The organism is Geodermatophilus sp. SYSU D00814 (genome assembly GCF_054050055.1).
Window position 1 is genome coordinate 17143 of the sequence record NZ_JBJGYP010000033.1, and the last position, 14725, is coordinate 31867.

The 14725-nt window shown below is 76.9% G+C and carries 12 protein-coding genes; 6 read left to right on the forward strand and 6 right to left on the reverse strand.

The window, feature by feature from the left end; genetic code table 11:
• Positions 1-8 precede the first annotated feature (8 nt).
• On the reverse strand, positions 9-851 hold the full coding sequence (locus tag ACI780_RS20590; protein ID WP_457005390.1) for a patatin-like phospholipase family protein: 843 nt from the start codon (positions 849-851) through the stop codon (positions 9-11).
• A gap of 110 nt (positions 852-961) precedes the next feature.
• Between ACI780_RS20590 and ACI780_RS20595 the strand changes: the two genes are divergently transcribed.
• The 3 genes from ACI780_RS20595 to ACI780_RS20605 all read left to right on the forward strand — a co-directional run bounded on the left by ACI780_RS20595 (position 962) and on the right by ACI780_RS20605 (position 4973).
• The gene (locus tag ACI780_RS20595) at positions 962-2911 is read left to right on the forward strand and encodes an alpha-amylase family protein (protein WP_457005392.1); all 1950 of its coding nucleotides are present in this window, start codon (positions 962-964) and stop codon (positions 2909-2911) included.
• Positions 2912-2929: 18 nt separating this feature from the next.
• Complete coding sequence (locus ACI780_RS20600; RefSeq protein WP_457005394.1) at positions 2930-3355, forward strand: nuclear transport factor 2 family protein; 426 nt, start codon at positions 2930-2932, stop codon at positions 3353-3355.
• A 115-nt stretch (positions 3356-3470) separates the two neighbouring features.
• The gene (locus ACI780_RS20605) at positions 3471-4973 is read left to right on the forward strand and encodes a diguanylate cyclase domain-containing protein (protein WP_456872315.1); all 1503 of its coding nucleotides are present in this window, start codon (positions 3471-3473) and stop codon (positions 4971-4973) included.
• A 99-nt stretch (positions 4974-5072) separates the two neighbouring features.
• On the opposite strand, the gene ACI780_RS20610 is transcribed toward ACI780_RS20605, so the two are convergent.
• The 3 genes from ACI780_RS20610 to ACI780_RS20620 all read right to left on the reverse strand — a co-directional run bounded on the left by ACI780_RS20610 (position 5073) and on the right by ACI780_RS20620 (position 8668).
• Positions 5073-6188 carry a hypothetical protein gene (locus ACI780_RS20610; protein ID WP_457005397.1) on the reverse strand — a complete coding sequence of 372 codons (1116 nt, stop codon included), beginning with the start codon at positions 6186-6188 and terminating at the stop codon, positions 5073-5075.
• 479 nt (positions 6189-6667) lie between these two features.
• Positions 6668-7630, reverse strand: a complete 963-nt coding sequence (locus ACI780_RS20615) for a vWA domain-containing protein (RefSeq protein WP_457005399.1) — start codon at positions 7628-7630, stop codon at positions 6668-6670.
• A gap of 24 nt (positions 7631-7654) precedes the next feature.
• On the reverse strand, positions 7655-8668 hold the full coding sequence (locus ACI780_RS20620) for an AAA family ATPase (RefSeq protein ID WP_456872312.1): 1014 nt from the start codon (positions 8666-8668) through the stop codon (positions 7655-7657).
• Between the two features lie 94 nt (positions 8669-8762).
• Between ACI780_RS20620 and ACI780_RS20625 the strand changes: the two genes are divergently transcribed.
• Positions 8763-9482 (forward strand): class I SAM-dependent methyltransferase, encoded by a 720-nt coding sequence (locus ACI780_RS20625; RefSeq protein WP_456872311.1) that lies wholly within the window; start codon positions 8763-8765, stop codon positions 9480-9482.
• Between the two features lie 72 nt (positions 9483-9554).
• On the opposite strand, the gene ACI780_RS20630 is transcribed toward ACI780_RS20625, so the two are convergent.
• Both ACI780_RS20630 and ACI780_RS20635 read right to left on the reverse strand, forming a co-directional pair.
• Positions 9555-10751, reverse strand: coding sequence for an NADH-ubiquinone oxidoreductase-F iron-sulfur binding region domain-containing protein (locus ACI780_RS20630; protein WP_457005402.1), 1197 nt, complete (start codon positions 10749-10751; stop codon positions 9555-9557).
• Positions 10752-10918: 167 nt separating this feature from the next.
• Complete coding sequence (locus ACI780_RS20635) at positions 10919-11755, reverse strand: HpcH/HpaI aldolase/citrate lyase family protein (protein WP_457005404.1); 837 nt, start codon at positions 11753-11755, stop codon at positions 10919-10921.
• Positions 11756-11890: 135 nt separating this feature from the next.
• Between ACI780_RS20635 and ACI780_RS20640 the strand changes: the two genes are divergently transcribed.
• Together ACI780_RS20640 and ACI780_RS20645 are read left to right on the forward strand one after the other, a co-directional pair.
• Complete coding sequence (locus tag ACI780_RS20640) at positions 11891-12493, forward strand: TetR/AcrR family transcriptional regulator (RefSeq protein ID WP_457005406.1); 603 nt, start codon at positions 11891-11893, stop codon at positions 12491-12493.
• Positions 12494-12499: 6 nt separating this feature from the next.
• Entirely contained in the window at positions 12500-14686 is a 2187-nt protein-coding gene (locus tag ACI780_RS20645; RefSeq protein WP_457005408.1) for an MMPL family transporter, read from the forward strand.
• The last annotated feature ends 39 nt before the right edge of the window (positions 14687-14725 follow it).

The window sequence follows — 14725 nt, forward strand, 5'->3', positions numbered from 1 at the left end:
GCGCCCGCTCACCCCCAGAACGCGTGGACCTCCCCGGCGACCCGCTCGGCCTGCGCCCGGCCGGCCCGGGCGGCGGGCGCGCGGGTGGCGGGGTCGAGCGGGTTCGCGCCGAACGCCGCCCGCGACGCCTCGTCGGCGAGGAGGAGGTGCACCTCGCCGTCGCGGCGGAGGGTGGCCAGCTCGTCGTCGAGGGAGGGCCCCAGCGGGCTGCCCGGGAACCCGCCCATCGGCGCCACCACCAGCACGCGGTCGCAGCCGGCGGCGAGGTCGGCGTTGGTGGGCGAGCGCAGGCCGCCGTCCATGAACCGGCGGCCGCCGACGGTGATGGGCGGGTAGACGCCGGGCACGGCGCACGAGGCGGCGACGGCGTCGACCAGCGGCCAGCCGGTGTCGCGGTCGACGGCCAGGAACCCCCCGTCGGCGGTGTCGATCGCGGTGACCACCAGCCGGGCCGCGGGCCAGCCGGCCGACCCGATGCGGGCAGCGATCACCGCCCGCCGCTCGGACTCCGGCATCGTCCGCGCGCGCAGCGCCAGCGCGCCGACCCGGGCCCGGGCGTCCTGCTCCCCGGTCGCCCCGGCCAGTGCCTCGGCGAGGGCGGAGAGGAAGGACCCGCCGTCGAAGGGCACCGCCCGCTCGCCGGCCGGCACCGGGCCGAGCTGCGCGGCGTGGGCCTCCTGCAGGTCGGCGCCGGTGCGCAGCAGCGCGCCGACGACCGAGCCGGCCGAGGTGCCGACGACGAGGTCGGCGGCGCCGGCGTCGACGCCGGCCGCGGCCAGTCCGGACAGCAGTCCGATCTCCCAGCCGATGCCGGCGATCCCCCCGCCGCCGAGGACGAGCGCGCGGCTCACCTCGCGGCTCCGTGGCGGGGGCGTGGGTGCGGGGCGCCGGCGACCGGCGGGAGGGGGTCGGTCATGCGGGCCAGTGTGCACACGGAGCCCGGACGCGATAGTCAGGACGCATGAGCCGGGAGGGCACGACCACGGGCGCACTGCCGGAGCGGCTGGTCGGCGAGGCGGTGGCCGCGCTGGGCGAGGCGGAGGCCGACGCGTTCCTGGCCCGGGTGGAGCTGGCGCTGCCCGACGTCACCGGGGCGCTGGCCGTCCTCTACGGCGACCGGGCCGGTGAGCTGCTCGACCGCGGGCTGCGGATCGCGCTGCAGGCCGCCGCGCAGCGGCCCGAGCCGCTGCGCCGCCTGGACCGCCGCCGCGAGATCGACCCCGGCTGGTTCCTGCGGTCCCGGGTGCAGGGCTACGTCTGCTACGTCGACCGGTTCTGCGGCACGCTCGACCGGCTGCCCGACCACCTCGACCACCTGGCCTCGTTCGGCACCACCTACCTGCACCTGATGCCGCTGTTGCGGCCGCGCGAGGGCGAGAACGACGGCGGGTACGCGGTGGCCGACTACCGCGCCGTCGACCCGCGGCTGGGCACCATGGCCGACCTCGAGGCGGTCGCGGCCGCGCTGCACGGGCGCGGGATGAGCCTGTGCATCGACCTCGTGCTCAACCACACCGCCCGCGAGCACCCGTGGGCGCAGGGCTGGCTGGCCGGCGACCCCGCCCACGCCGGCTTCTACACCGCCTTCCCCGACCGGACGATGCCCGACGCCTACGACGCGACCATCCCGGAGGTCTTCCCCGACCGGGCGCCGGGGTCGTTCACCTGGGTGCCCGAGGCCCGCGGCGGGGACGGCGGCTGGGTCTGGACGACGTTCTGGCCCTACCAGTGGGACCTCGACTACACCAACCCCGAGGTGACCCTCGCGATGCTCGGCGAGATCACCTGGCTGGCCAACCGCGGCGTCGACGTCTTCCGGATGGACGCCGTGCCGTTCATGTGGAAGCGGCTGGGCACCACCTGCCAGAACCAGCCCGAGGGTCACACCCTGCTGCAGCTGCTGCACGCGCTGACCCGGGTGGCCGCCCCGGGCGTCGTCTTCAAGGCCGAGGCGATCGTGGCCCCCGACGACCTCGTGCCCTACCTCGGCGCGCACGAGCGGCACCGCCCGGAGTGCGAGCTGGCGTACCACAACTCGCTCATGGTGCTGATGTGGAGCAGCGTGGCCACCGGCGAGGTCCGGCTGGCCCGCCAGGCGCTGGGCCGCATGAAGCCGATCCCGCCGAGCACCACGTGGGTCACCTACGTGCGCGGCCACGACGACATCGGCTGGGCGGTCACCGACACCGACGCCGCCGCCGTCGGCCTGGACGGCTTCGCCCACCGGCGCTTCCTCAACGACTTCTACTCCGGCCGCTTCCCCGGCTCCTTCGCCCGCGGCGCGCTGTTCCAGGAGAACGAGGCCACCGGCGACGCGCGCATCTCCGGGTCGGCCGCCTCGCTGTGCGGCATCGAGGACGCCCTCGACCGCGGGGACGAGACGGCCCTGGAGGCCGGGCTGCGCCGGCTGGTCCTGCTTTACGCGGTGGCCTACGGCTTCGGCGGCATCCCGCTGCTCTACATGGGCGACGAGCTGGCGCTGCGCAACGACACCGGCTACCTCGAGGACCCGCGGCGGGCCCCCGACAACCGGTGGATGCACCGCCCGCCGATGGACTGGGCCGCGGCCGCCCGCGCCGCCGACCCCGGCACCCTCGAGGGCCGCGTCGCCACCGCGCTGCGCCGGCTGGGCGACGCCCGGCGGGCGCTGCCCGCCCTCGACGGCGGCACCGACACCGAGGTCCTCGACGCCGGCGACGACGCCGTCCTGGTGTGGCGGCGCCGCCACCCCCGGCACGGCACCTTCGTCGGGCTGGCCAACGTCGCGTCCACCCCGCGGACGGTCGACGCCGACACCGTCACCGGCTTCGGCACCTTCGCCTTCGTCCACGGCAGCGACGGCCCGCTCGGGGTGGAGGACGGCCGGGTCGTGGTGCCGGCCCTGGGTTTCGCCTGGTTCGCCGAGCCCTGAGCAGGGAGGGTCCGACGGGTGGACACCAACCGGGAGATCGTGGCCGACGCCTTCGCGGCGTGGTCCCGCGGCGAGCGGTACGTGACGAGCATCTTCGCCGAGGACATGACCTGGGAGATCGTCGGCCGGTCGCGGGCGGCGGGCAGGTACGGCAGCGCCCGGGAGTTCAGCGACGAGGTCCTGCACCCCTTCGGCGCGCGGTTCCGGCCGGAGGCGCCGTTCCGGCCGGTCACCGTCCGCGGCGTCTACGCCGACGGCGACGTGGTCGTCGTGCTGTGGGACGGCGAGGGCACCACCACGGCGGGCACGACCTACCGCAACACCTACGCGTGGTTCCTGACGATGCGCGACGGCCGGGTCGTCGACGGCACCGCCTTCTACGACAGCATCGCGTTCGACGAGCTGTGGGACGGCGTGCCGCCGGACGCGTCCCGCGCGACGTAGGACCCGCCGCACCCCGCACGGGCCGCCGGGGTCTCACCCGGAGGGGGCATCCACCCGCGACGCCGCCGGGTCGATCAGACGGGTGACACCGCCCGCCCGACGGAAGCAGACCGGCATGGCCCCGCGCACCCCCGCAGCCCGCACCCTGGGCGCGCTGCTCGTCGGCGTCTGCACGGCCGGCGTGCTCACCACCGCGCTGCTGCCCCCGGCGGGCGCCGCACTGGTCTCCGACCTCACCCAGGCGCTGGCCTCCGCCGCTGCCGCGGCGGCCACCGCCACGCACGCCGCCCGGTGCGGCGGCCGGCGGGCGCGGGCGGCCTGGTGGCTGCTGGCGGGCGCCTGCGCGGCCTGGTCCGCGGGGCAGGCGTACTGGACGGTGCTCGCGCTGCGCGGCGCGGCGCCGTTCCCGTCGCTGGCCGACGTCGGCTTCCTCGGGTTCGCCGTCCTCGCCGTGCTCGCGCTGGTCGTGCACCCGGCCGGCGGCGGGCGCACCGGCCTGTGGCAGCGGTTCCTCGACGCGCTGATGACCGCCGGCGCCGTGGGCCTGGTCAGCTGGCAGACGGCGCTGGGCGCGGTGCTGCGCGAGGACACCGGCCACGACGTCGTCGTCCGGCTGCTGCTGGCCGCCTACCCGGTCGCCGACGTCGCCCTCGTCGTGCTCGCCGTCCTCCTGGTCACCCGGACCTCCGGTGACCGCCGGCCGCTCAACCTCGTGGCCGCGGGGGTCACCGCCCTCGCCGTCGCCGACAGCGCCTTCACCTACCTGGCCGCCACCAGCAGCTACGACGGCGGCACCGCCGACGCCGGCTGGACGGTGGCCTTCGTGCTGCTCGCCGTCGCCGGGCTGTGCCGCCCGGGCCGGCCGGCCGGCACCACGACCGCGGACCGCAGGGTCGGCCGGGCCGGCGCGGCGGCCTCCCTGCTGCCCTACGCGCCGGTCACCACCGCGCTGGCCACCACCCTGGCGCTGAGCCTGGCCGGGACGCCGCTGTCGCGCGGGGAGATGGTGGCGGCCACCGCGGTCATCGCCGCGCTCATCGCCCGGCAGTACATGACCGTCCGGGAGAACGTCCGCCTCGCCGCCGACCTCGCCGCCCGCGAGACGCAGCTGCGGCACCTGGCCTTCTCCGACCCGCTCACCGGCCTGGCCAACCGGTCGCTGTTCCTCGACCGGCTGCAGCACGCCCTGGCGCTGCACGCCCGGGACATGCGGCCCGTCGCCGTCGTGTTCCTCGACCTCGACGACTTCAAGTCGGTCAACGACACCCTGGGCCACGCGGCCGGCGACGAGCTGCTGCTCCGGGTCGCCGAGCGGCTCACCGGCGCGCTGCGCGGCGGCGACACGGTGGCCCGGCTCGGAGGGGACGAGTTCGCCGCGCTGCTGGAGGACGGCGGGGACCCGATGGAGGCCGCCGCGCGGATCGCGGCGGCGATGGACGTGCCGTTCACCGTCGCCGGCCGGACCCGCGCGGTGGGGGCCAGCACGGGCGTGGTCGCCCTCGGCGCCGGCGACGCGGCGGTGGGCGCCGACGAGCTCATGGCCCGCGCCGACGCGGCAATGTACACGGCCAAGCGCACCGGCAAGGGCCGCGTGGTCCACCACGGCGTGCCGGCCTAGAACCGCCGCGCCGGGCGCCCGTGCACCGTGCTCGGCCGCGGGCCGGCATGTCAGGGGTCCGCCGTGGCTCCGTCCTGCCGCCGGCGGGCGATTCCGGACTCACACCGGACCGGGACCGGGCTGGGGCCTGTCCGCGCCCCGGACGCTGTCGAGCACGGTCTGCCCCTGCTGATCGACCAGACGGGTGAACAGCTGCTGCGCGTACCCGAAGACCAGTGCCCAGGCCAGGATCTGCGCGGACGTGTCCAGCGCGCTGAGGCCGGGGATGAACTGGCCGCGCATGAGGAGGAGTCCGAGGAACGCGGTGACAGCGCCGGTCGGCAGCTTGAGCGCAGCGAGTGCAACGGGCAAGCCGTACCGCTCGGACGATCCCTTCATGCGGCGGATGGCCGCAGCACTCGCGATCGCTGCTGCGGTGAGCCCGACGAGCTCGACCACGATGAGGTCCTGCGGCCGCGCCGTCTCCGCCGTCACGTCGTCGATGTCGCGCAGCGGTATGTCCGGCTGCGGCTGGCCTCCCAGCGGGATGAAGGGTCCGGACTGGTTCGTCGGGCACACGACCGTCGCGATGCCCGCTTCCTCGGGGGCGAAGCACACGGGGAACAGGGTCTGGTAGAGGAAGCCCGTCACCGCGACGGCGACCGCGAGGACGGTCATGAAGACGGTGGTCGCCACCACCACGTTGCGGAAGCTCCGCAGGCGCACGTGCTCGCGGAGCGCAGCCGAGCTGGCGCCTCTCACGATCGTCACGATCTTGCGGCGCTCGTCGTCCACGATCCGCAGCTTCGCCTCGGGGGTCGGAACCACCGAGTCCTGGAGCTGCGGATGGTCCGGATCCCGTATCCCCAGCCTCCCGGTGATGGCCTCGAACTCCTGACGCCGCGGGTCCGTCGGGGGTAGGTGGCACTGCACGTGCCGGAGCAGGCACGGCATCTGACCCAGGACGTACGCGGGCGGCAGGAGGTTCAGGAGGTGGGCCTCGGCAGCGTCGAGGTTGCTGGTCGCCCGCTCGATGAGCGGGCCGTTCCGGAACAGCCGGAAGCGTCTGTGCGGGTTGAGCCTCGCAACCCGAGCTGCCTCTCTCGCCGCCGTGAGATGACGTCGGATGGCCAGCACCAGGGCCTCGTCGTCGCTGCGCGGGTTGCTCCGCTGGACCCATGCACACAGCGCTTCCAGCTCCGCGGCCCGCGTCAGGGTGCCCTCGCGCCACGCCACCCAGACAGGCCCCCGACCGGGGGCAGATTGAGGTCCGGGAGATCGGCTCCGGGGCGCGGTCCCGGCGTCGTCGCGGTGGTCGTGGCAGCGTCCCCTGCCGGCGCCGGTGGTGTCGCGGTGGCCACCGCGCGCCTCGGGGGACGGGCGTGGTTCCTTGGTCGGAGGTCCATGTCACACCTCGGTACGGGTTCGCCCCACGGCACCGTCCACGGGCGAGGGAGGGCCGTGGCCGGTGCACGGGCGCGTGGATCTGGCTCGCCGTGCTGGCCGGTCGGCTCCGGGGAGCGGCGACGCCTTCTCGTCGGTTCGTTCCCCCCGCCCTCCCGGTTCGGACGGGCGGGTTCCGGCGCCGATCGGGTCGCATCCTCCGTCGACGCCGTCACAGGACCGTCAACGGACCGTCACCGTCCCCACCGCGTCACCGACCGGCCCCGAGCGCCTTCGCCGCGGTCCCGGCTCCCCGGACCCGGCTGTGGCGCTCAGTCGGCGAAGAACGCGCCGAGCGCGGCGGCGACGTCACCGGAGCCGCGGACCAGCCGCAGCCGGCCGCGGCCGAGCCGGGCCAGGTCGCGGCCGAGGTCGACGTCGCGCTCCCCGGAGACGTCGAGCAGCACGTCCAGCCGCGGCAGCCGCGCCGCCACCGCGCGCGGGTCGGGCCCGGCGTTGTGCACGCAGTCACTGAGCAGCAGCACCCGCGCGTCGCGGGCCGGCGCGCCCGCCAGCTGCCGGCCCGCCGTCTCCAGCGCGAAGGCCACGTTGGTCAGCCCCTGGGTGGGCACCCGCAGCAGCAGGTCCAGGACGGCGGGCGGGGGCACGGTCTCCCCGGGCCGGACCAGCACCGCGGCGTCGGACCAGAACGCGACGACGCCGACCCGGTCGCGGGCCAGCTCGCCGGCCAGCGCGCCCACCGCCGCGGCCGCCGTCCGCACCCGCTCCCCGCGCATCGACCCGGACACGTCGACGACGAGCACGACCGAGCGCCGCTGCCGCACCCGCTCGCGCACCAGCACGTCCCGCTCCCCCGGGTAGGGGTTGCCGGCGACCGCGTCGAGGGTGCGCTCGAGGTCGAGCTCGTCGGAGCCGCCGTTCCACGGCAGGGTGCGCAGCTCCCCCACCCCGCGGCGGGGCCGCCGGTCGACCGGCGGGCGCGGCACCGCCAGCCGCCGGGCGATCGCCCGGGCGCGGCGCCGGGTCTCCGCGTCGGCGCCGCCGGTGCCGAGGTCGGCCAGCGGCACCAGCTCGGCCGGCTCGTCGGTGGTGCCCGGGGCGCTGCCCCCGCCCGGCCCGCCGCTGCGGGTGCGCCGCCGGTCGCCGGAGGACAGCGCCAGCCCGGCCCCGCCGGGGACCGGCCGGTACAGCGAGGGCTGCTCGGTGAGCTGCTTGGGCCGGCGGCGCGCCGGCCGGGTCCCGCGCGGGGCGCCGCCGCGGCCCCGGCGGGTCACCGGGGAGTCGGCCGCAACCGTCCTTCAACCGGGGCCGGCCGCCGCAGGGGCGAGCAGGAAGTGGTCCTCCCAGATCTCCCGGAGCACCGCCTCCGGCGTGGACTCCACCGTCTCGTCCACGGCGATGCGTCCCGACAGCGCCAGCAGCAGCGCGTCGAGCACCGTCGCCGTGTAGTCCTCCGGCAGCCCGCGCGGCGGCTCCAGTGACGGCTCGTCGGGCAGCGCGACGTCGCGCATGTCGGCGAGCTGGGCGGCCACCAGGGCGAGGTCGATCGCGCCGCGGACGCTGCTGCCCTGGCGCAGGTCCTCGCGCTCGCGGGTGGCCCGGGTCAGCGCGACGGCGTCGGCCACCAGCCGCGGTGAGGCGATGCCGGTGCGGCGGGCGACGATCCCCCGCTCGGCGTCGGCGTCCTGGTAGCCCACGGCCAGCCGCACCAGCCGGTCGGAGATCGAGGCCGACAGCCGGGTGGTGCCGATGGCGTCGAAGGGGTTCATCGAGGCGACGACGCGGAAGGTGGCGCGCGCCTCCACGGTGCCCACGTGCGGCACGGCCAGCCGCCGCTCGGCCATCGCGGTGAGCAGCGTGTTGAGCGTGTCCTCGGGTGCCCGGTTGAACTCCTCCAGGTAGAGGAACCCGCCGCCGCGCATCGCCTGCACCAGCGGGCCCGGGACGAAGTTCTCCGGCCGGTAGTCCTCGCGCAGCACCCGGGCGGGGTCGTGGTGCCCGACCAGCCGGGTCGGGGTGAGGTCGGCGTTGCCCTCGACGAAGACCAGCGGCACGCCCCACTCGGCGGTGATCGCCCGCAGCAGCGTCGACTTCGACGTGCCCGGCGGCCCCTCCAGGACGACGTCGCGGCCGGCGGCGACCGCGGCCAGCAGCAGGTCGAGCTCGCGCTCGCGGCCGACGAGGTGGGCGGCGACGCGGCGGCGGACCTCCCGCACCGACGCGCCGGCGTCGTGCCGGACGCGCAGGCCGGTCACCACCGGGTCGTCGTCGGGGCCGGCGCCGGGGAGGTCGGCCGGGGGCGGGGACGGCACCCGCCGGACGCTAGTGACACCGCGTCGCGCGCAGCAACCGCAGCCGCCCCGGGTGCCGTCTGCGGGTGCGGCGGGCGGGTGCGAGGCTGGGCCGGTGGCAGACACCGCGAGGGACGTGGCGCACCGGGACGGCCGGCGCACGGAGGCCGTCCGCACCTACCGGGGGCACGGCATCCACGCCGCCCCGGGGGTGCACGAGTACGCCGCCGACCTCGTCCGCGCCGCGCTGCCCGACGGCGGGCGGGTGCTGGAGGTCGGGTCGGGGTGCGGCGCCCTGGCGCTGCGGCTGCGCGACGCCGGCATCGACGTCGTCCCCACCGACCTCGACCCGCCGCACGAGTGGATCCACCGGCTCGACCTCGACGACCCCGAGTGGACCGACGAGACCCGCGGCCCGTTCGACCTCGTCGTCTGCGTGGAGACCCTCGAGCACGTCGAGAACCCGCGGCAGGTGCTGCGCTCGATCCGCGCCCTGCTGCGCCCCGGCGGGCAGCTGCTGGTGAGCACGCCCAACGTCACGCACCCGCACTCGCGGCTGCTCACGCTGCTGCGCGGCGCGCCCTACATCTTCGGCCCGCGCCACTACCACTCCCCCGGGCACATCACGCTGCTGCCCGACTGGATGCTCACCGAGCACGTCCGGCTGGCCGGGTTCGACCGGATCGAGGTCACCACCGCCGGCGACACCCTCTACCAGGGGCCGATGCGGGCGGCCTACCGCGTGGAGATGGGGCTGCTGTGGCTGGCCGGCATCCGCCAGCGTGCCACCTCCGGCGACGGCGTCTGCACCTTCGTCACCGCGGTCGCCGTCTAGCGCAGGACCCTCCTGCCCCCCACCCCTCGCTCCGCTCGGCGCGGGCCCCTGCAGGAGGGCCGTTCCAGCCGCTCACCCGGCATGCGGAGGCGCGGGCAGGAACGGCGCCCACGACGTCGCGGTGCACGAGCCGTAGCGGTGGGCGGTCAGCTCGCAGGTGAACAGCTCCAGCGCGCTGGCCACCAGCCGCAGCGTGCCGTCGGGGTGCCCGCACGCGCCGCGCCCGGTTCCCGGCCCGCACCAGCGGGTCACCTCGTCGAGCAGCCCGGGCGGCGGGGCCGCCGGCGCGGCGAGAACGGCCAGCGCCGCCGCCACGCGGGGTAGCGCGTCCAGGCACGGCCGGCACCGGCGGGCGCAGTCGCGGGTCACCCGCTCGACCACGCGGGCGGTCTCCAGCAGCCCGCAGCGGTCGCCGGGCAGCACGGCGAGCACACCGGAGCCCAGGCGCGCACCGGCGACGGCGAGGTGTGCCGCGTCGAGGGTCAGCGCCCGCGCGGCGGCCGCCGACACCCAGCTGCCGTGGTAGCCGCCGACGAGGACCGCCCGCGCCCCGCCCAGCGGCAGCAGGTCGGCCAGCCGGCTGCCCGCGTCGGTGCCGACGTCGACGACGTCGGCGTGCGGCACCCCTGCGGCCTCCCAGCGCCGGGTGACCAGCGCGCGGCCGGCCGCCTCGGGGACCCCGCGCGCCAGCAGCGCCAGCCGGGCCAGGGTCTCGACGTTGAGCACCAGCGTCGGGCGGCCGCCCACCCCGCGGACGCGGACCGGCGGCTCCTCCGCCCGCGGCGGTGCCGGCCGGCCCCCCAGGCCCGCGACCAGCACCGACTCCTCCCCCGCCACCAGCGACGGCGCCACCGGGTGCAGCCGCACCGCCTCGCCCCGCTCGGCCAGCGCCCGGGCGACGGCGGGCAGCCCGGCCGGGGTGGCCGCCAGGACCAGGGTGGTCGCCCCGAGGGTGCGGCCGGCGAGCACCAGCCCGTCGAGGACCAGGTGCGGCGCGCCGGTCAGCAGCGCCCGGTCCTTGAGCGCGGTCGGCTCGCTGTCGGCACCGTTGGCGACCACGACCGGGGCCCGGCGCGTCCGGCGCGCGGCCTCCGCGACCGCCCGCACCTTGACCGCCGTCGGGAAGGCCGCACCGCCGCGGCCGGTCAGCGCGGCCGCCTCGGCGAGCGCGGCGGCGTCGGCCCGCGGCTGCGGCCCGTGGGTGGCCAGGTGGTCGGCGAGCGACGGCCCGGGGGCGGCGAGCAGGCCGGGGGCGGCGAGGGCGGTCACCGGGCCCGCCGTCCCGGGACCGGGCCGGGGCCGCCGTCGCCGTGCGGACCCGGGCCGGTCCGGCGGACGGGGGGTGCGGGCATCGGTTCCTCCTCGTGGCGTCACGCGGAGGCTGGGGGCCGGACCTGCCGTCCCCCCGAGGGTCACCTGGGAATTGGCTGGCAGCCTCAGGCGGGCTGGACGCCGAAGGTGCGGGCCAGCCGCTCGATCTTGCGGGCGCGGCCGAGCCGGGGCAGGTCGCTGCCGTCCCGGATGACCTGGCCGCGGGCCTCGAAGTCGGCGAGGAAGGCCTGCGCCCACGCGACGTCGGACGGGGCGGGGCTGATGACCTCGTTGATGACCGGCGCCTGGTCGGGGTCCAGGCACAGCTTCCCGGTCAGCCCGAGGGAGACGGTGACGGCCGACTGCTCGCGCAGCACCGGGTGGCTGGTGCTCACCGTCGGCCCGTCGATGGGCCCGGGCAGGTCGCCGATGCGGCTGGCCACCACCAGCCGCGACCGCGGGTAGGCCATCGCCAGGTCGTCGGCGCTGGTGCCGGTGTCGCGGCGGTAGTCGCCGCTGCCGAACGCCAGCCGGAACGTGCCGCGGGCCCGGGCGATGTCCACGGCCTCCTCGATGCCCAGCGCCGACTCCACGAGGGCCAGCACCGGGGTGGCGCCGCCGAGCCGGTCGAAGGTCTCGGTGACGTGCTCGGCGGCCTCGGTCTTGGCCAGCACCACACCGGCCAGCCCGGGCAGGCCGGCGAGGGCGGCGACGTCGCGCTCCCACCACGGCGTCGAGCGGTCGTTGATGCGCACCCACGCGTGGCGGTCGGCGGTCCCGAGCCAGGCGACGACGCCGTCGCGGGCCTCGTCCTTGCGGGCCGGGTCCACGGCGTCCTCGATGTCGAGGACCACCTGGTCGGCGCGGGAGGCGTAGCGCTCGTCGAAGAGGTCCGGCCGGGCGCCGTTGACCAGCAGCCACGACCGCGCGTCCGCCGGCCCGACCCTCGTGCGTGTCGTCATGACGTCATCCTCGCGCGGCGCGCCGCCGATCCCTCGGCGACTCCCGGCCGGCGGGACGTGATGCACCCCACCCGACCGGATCGGACGGCCGACCGACCGATTCGGTCGGTCGGTCGTGGCGTACCGTCCCGTCCCGTGGCACGACCGTTCCGGCAGCAGATCGACGAGGGCATCCTCGACCGCGCCGCCGGCCTGTTCGCCCGCCGCGGGTACGCCAAGACCTCGATCCAGGACGTCGCCGGCGCCGTCGGGCTGTCCAAGGCCGGCCTGCTGCACCACTTCCCCAGCAAGGACGCGCTGCACGAGGCCGTCCTCGCGCACGCCGACGCGCTGGGCCGGCGGGTCCTCGACGGCGTGCGGCACCTCCCGCCGGGCCGGGCGCGCGACCAGCGGGCCGTCGAGGTCATCGTCGACCTCGCGCTCGGCCACCCCGGCTTCGTCGCGCTGCTCCTGGCCCCGGTCACCGAGCTGCCCGACGGCGGGGAGCACGAGCCCGGCGGGCCGGCCGACGCCGTCTTCGAGGCCTTCGGCGTCGACCCCGGCGACGACGGCGCCGACGCCGAGCGCCTGGTGCGGGTGATCGGGGCCGTCGCGGCGCTGGCCGTCCTCACCCTGACCGCCCACCAGGCGGACCGGACCACCGCGTGGCGGCCGCTGGTCGTCGCCACGTGCCTCGACGCGCTCGGGCACCGCCGTCCGCGCGCGCTCCCTTCCCACCCCACCCAGGCGGAGGCCTGATCGTCCATGGCAGTCCTGTTGTCCCGTCTCGGGACCTCCTCCGCGCGGCACCGGTTCGCCGTCCTCGCCGTGTGGCTGCTCGTCCTCGTGGCGGGCGGCGTCGGCGCGGCCACCCTCGCGGGTGAGACCTCGACCGAGTTCGCCATCCCCGGCCAGGAGTCCACGACCGCGCTCGAGCGCATCGACGAGGAGTTCGGCGGGGCCGCCGGCGGGGTGAGCGCCCGGGTCGTGGTCGCCGCCCCCGAGGGCGAGCAGCTCACCACCGACCCGGAGAACGCCGCCGCGGTGACCGAGCTGGTCGCCACCCTGGCCGGGCTGCCGGGCGTCACCGCGGCGAGCAACCCGCTGGACCCGGCCGCGCCGGGCGTCAACGCCGCCCAGGACACCGGCTACAGCACGGTCAGCTACGACGCCGAGGGCGGGGTCTCCCCGGAGGAGCGCGAGGCGCTGCTGGCCGCGGTCGAGGACGCCGGGCGCGACACCGGGCTGACCGTCGAGGTCACCGGCCAGGCCGTCGAGGAGGTGCCGGCCGTCGGCGGCCCGTCGGAGGTGGTCGGCGTCGTCGTGGCCCTGCTGGTGCTGGCCGTCACCTACGGCTCGCTGGCCGTCGCCGGGATGAACCTGCTCACCGCCCTCGTCGGCGTGGGCATCGGCGTCCTCGGCATCACGATCGCCACGGGCTTCACCGAGCTGTCGTCGACCACGCCGATCCTCGCCGCCATGCTCGGCCTGGCCGTCGGCATCGACTACACGCTGTTCATCGTCACCCGTCACCGGCAGGAGCTGCTGCGCGGCACCGACGTGCACACCTCGATCGGCCTGGCCGTCGGCACCGCCGGCTCCGCGGTGGTCACCGCCGGGCTGACCGTCGTCATCGCGCTCGCCGGGCTCTTCGTCGCCGGCATCCCGTTCCTGACCCAGATGGGCCTGGCGGCGGCCGGCACGATCGTCGTCGCGGTGCTCATCGCGCTCACCCTGGTGCCGGCGGTACTCGCCCTGCTCGGGCACCGGGTGCTGCCGAGGCGGCAGCGCGCCGCGGCGACCGGGGGTCCGGCGACCCACGCCCGCGGCCGCGGGTTCCTCGCCGGCTGGGTCACCACCGTCACCACCCGGCGGGTCGCCTCACTGCTGGTCGCCGTCGTCGCGCTCGGCCTGGTCGCCGTGCCGGTCGCCTCGATGCGGACCACGCTCATCCAGACCCCGGCCGAGGACACCACCGCCGCCCGCGCCGAGGCCCTGCTCGCGGCGGGCTTCGGCGAGGGCTCCAGCGGCCCGATCACCGTCCTGTTCGAGGGCGAGCAGCCGACCGAGGCGGCCGCCCGGCTCACCCCGGAGGTCTCCGCGCTCGACGACGTCGCCCTGGTCACCCCGCCGGTCCCCGACGCCGACGGCACCGCGGCGCTGCTGACGGTCGTCCCGCAGTCCAGCCCGTCCAGCGAGGCCACCGAGCAGCTCGTCACCGACCTGCGCGCCCTGCTCGCCGGCGCCGACGGCGTCGAGGCCTCCGTCACCGGGGCGACGGCGGTCAGCGTCGACGTCGCCCACAGCCTCGACCGGGCGCTGCCGGTGTACCTGCTGTTGGTCGTCGGGCTGGCGCTGGTGCTGCTGGTCCTGGTCTTCCGGTCGCTGCTCGTGCCGCTGGTCGGCGTGCTCGGCTTCCTGCTCACCATCGGCGCGGCGCTCGGCGCCACCGTCGCGGTGTTCCAGTGGGGCTGGCTGGCCGGCGCGGTCGACCTCGGCGCCACCGGCCCACTGCTGAGCCTCACGCCGATCCTGGTCATCGGGATCCTGTTCGGCCTGGCCATGGACTACCAGGTGTTCCTGGTGTCGCGGATGCACGAGGCGCACAGCTCCGGGACGCCGTCCACCGAGGCCGTCCGCACCGGCTTCCGGCAGGCCGCGCCGGTCGTCGTCGCGGCCGCGCTGATCATGTTCTCGGTGTTCGCCGGCTTCGTGCCGGGCGCCGAGCCGACGATCACCTCGATCGCCTTCGCCCTGGCCGTCGGCATCCTGGTCGACGCCTTCGTCGTCCGGATGGTGCTCGTCCCGGCCGCGCTGGCGATGCTCGGCGAGCGGGCCTGGTGGCTGCCGCGCTGGCTGCGCTGGCTGCCGGTGCTCGACGTGGAGGGCGCCGCCCTGACGCGGGAGCGCCCCGCCGACCGGGCGCCGGAACTGGTCGGCGACCCGCGCTGACCTCGCCGCCCTCACGGCCCGCCTCCCTCCCGGGGAGGC

Coding starts and splice junctions, on each gene's coding strand:
- ACI780_RS20595 (WP_457005392.1), top strand. CDS start 962: ATGAGCCGGGAGGGCACGACCACGGGCGCACTGCCGGAGCGGCTGGTC.
- ACI780_RS20605 (WP_456872315.1), top strand. CDS start 3,471: ATGGCCCCGCGCACCCCCGCAGCCCGCACCCTGGGCGCGCTGCTCGTC.
- ACI780_RS20635 (WP_457005404.1), bottom strand. CDS start 11,755: ATGACGACACGCACGAGGGTCGGGCCGGCGGACGCGCGGTCGTGGCTG.
- ACI780_RS20645 (WP_457005408.1), top strand. CDS start 12,500: ATGGCAGTCCTGTTGTCCCGTCTCGGGACCTCCTCCGCGCGGCACCGG.